This is a genomic window from Streptomyces sp. WG5, assembly GCF_049974565.1.
Taxonomy (GTDB): domain Bacteria; phylum Actinomycetota; class Actinomycetes; order Streptomycetales; family Streptomycetaceae; genus Streptomyces.
The window spans coordinates 1-1,820 of sequence record NZ_JBNGGC010000112.1; the positions used below are offsets into that span (position 1 = coordinate 1).

Below are 1,820 nucleotides of genomic sequence, written 5' to 3' on the forward strand. Positions count from 1 at the left end.
CGTATTCCGGTGGTGTCGAACCTGACGGGCGCCCTGGTCACGGACGAGATGGCGTCGGCGGACTTCTGGGTGCGGCACGTCCGTGAGGCCGTGCGCTTCTTGGACGGCGTCCGCGCGCTGGAGGCGGCGGGCGTCACCACGTACCTCGAACTCGGCCCGGACGGTGTGCTGTCGGCGATGGCTCAGGAGTGCGTGACGGGCGAAGGCGCGGCCTTCGTCCCCGTCCTGCGCAAGGGCCGTCCTGAGGCGGAGACGGCCGTCACGGCGCTGGCGCAGGCGTATGTGCGGGGCGTGGAGGTGGACTGGGCCGCGTTCTTCGCCGGCACGGGCGCACAGCGTGTCGACCTGCCCACCTATGCCTTCCAGCGCCAGCGCTACTGGATCGAGCCGGGCACCGGCGTCGGCGACGTGCGTGCCGCCGGCCTGGAGGCCGTGGACCACCCCCTGCTGGGGGCGGCCGTCGCCCTCGCCGACGGCGAAGGGTTCCTGCTCACCGGCCGCCTCTCCCTCGACGCCCACCCCTGGCTCGCCGACCACGCCGTGTGGGGCTCCGTGATCTTGCCGGGCACGGCCTTCGTGGAACTGGCCGTCCGCGCCGGTGACCAGGTCGGCTGTGACGTCCTGGAGGAACTCACCCTCCAGGCCCCGCTCGTGCTGCCCGAGCACGGCGGCGCGCAGATGCAGATCCACGTGTCCGCGCCGGACGCCGACGGCACGGGCCGGCGCACCTTCACACTCTCCTCCCGCGTCCAGAACGGCGCCGGCGACGAGTCGTGGGTGCGGCACGCCGACGGCGTCCTCGCCCGAGGCGCCGCCCGCCCGGACTTCGAGCTCGCCCAGTGGCCCCCGGCGGGCGCCGAGCCCGCGGAGACGGATGACCTGTACGAGGTCCTGGACGGACTCGGTATGGGCTACGGGCCGGTGTTCCAGGGTCTGACGGCCGCGTGGCGCCTCGGGGAGAGCGTGTACGCGGACATCGCGCTGCCCGAGGGGCACGCCTCGGCCGCGCGGGACTTCGGCCTGCACCCCGCCCTCCTCGACGCCTGTCTGCACGCGCTGGCGCTGGGCGGGCTGGGCGGCACCGTGGGTGTGGGACGCCTGCCGTTCTCCTGGACCGGGGTGACCCTGCACGCCGCGGGCGCCGAGGCCCTGCGCGTCCACGTCGCGCGGAAGGGCACGGACGGCATACGCCTGGAGATCGCCGACACCTCTGGCGCACCGGTCGCCACCGTGGACGCCCTCGCCCTGCGTACCGTCTCCGCCGAGCAGGTACGCGTCGCCGAAGCAGCCCACCTGGACTCGCTGTTCGGCATCGAATGGTCGTCCGTGACCATCGCGCGTGGTGACGGCGCGCCGAGCCGGCGCTGGGCCGTGCTCGGCCGGGACGAACTCGGCCTGGCCTCTTCCACGGGCGCGGTCGTGGCGGAGTACGCCGGCCTCGCCGCGCTTCGCGAGGCACTGTCGGCGGGCGAGCCGGCCTTCGACGCCGTCTTCGCCCACCTGCCCGGAACCGGTGACGACGGCGTGGCCGGCACGGTGCACTCGGCCGTCCAGGGCGCGCTGGGAACCGTGCAGGAATGGCTCGCGGACGAGCGCCTCGCGGACACGCCGCTGGTGTGGCTGACGTCGGGTGCCGTGACGACGGTGCCCGGTGGAGCGGTCGCGGACCTCGCGGGCGGTGCGGTGCGTGGTCTGCTGCGCTCGGCGCAGTCGGAGCACCCCGTCCGGTTCGTCCTCGTCGACCTCGACGGCGACCCTGCCTCCGTCCGGGCGCTCCCCGCGGCCCTCGCCACCGGCGAACCCCAGCTCGCGATCCGCCG

At 74.7% G+C, this 1,820-nt stretch carries 1 protein-coding gene; it reads left to right on the forward strand.

Going from position 1 to position 1,820, the window contains the following annotated elements; translation table 11 throughout:
* Positions 1-12: 12 nt before the first annotated feature.
* Positions 13-1,820, forward strand: a 1,808-nt coding sequence (locus ACP4IX_RS36085) for a polyketide synthase dehydratase domain-containing protein (protein WP_426558862.1), incomplete at its 3' end; no start/stop codon positions are given.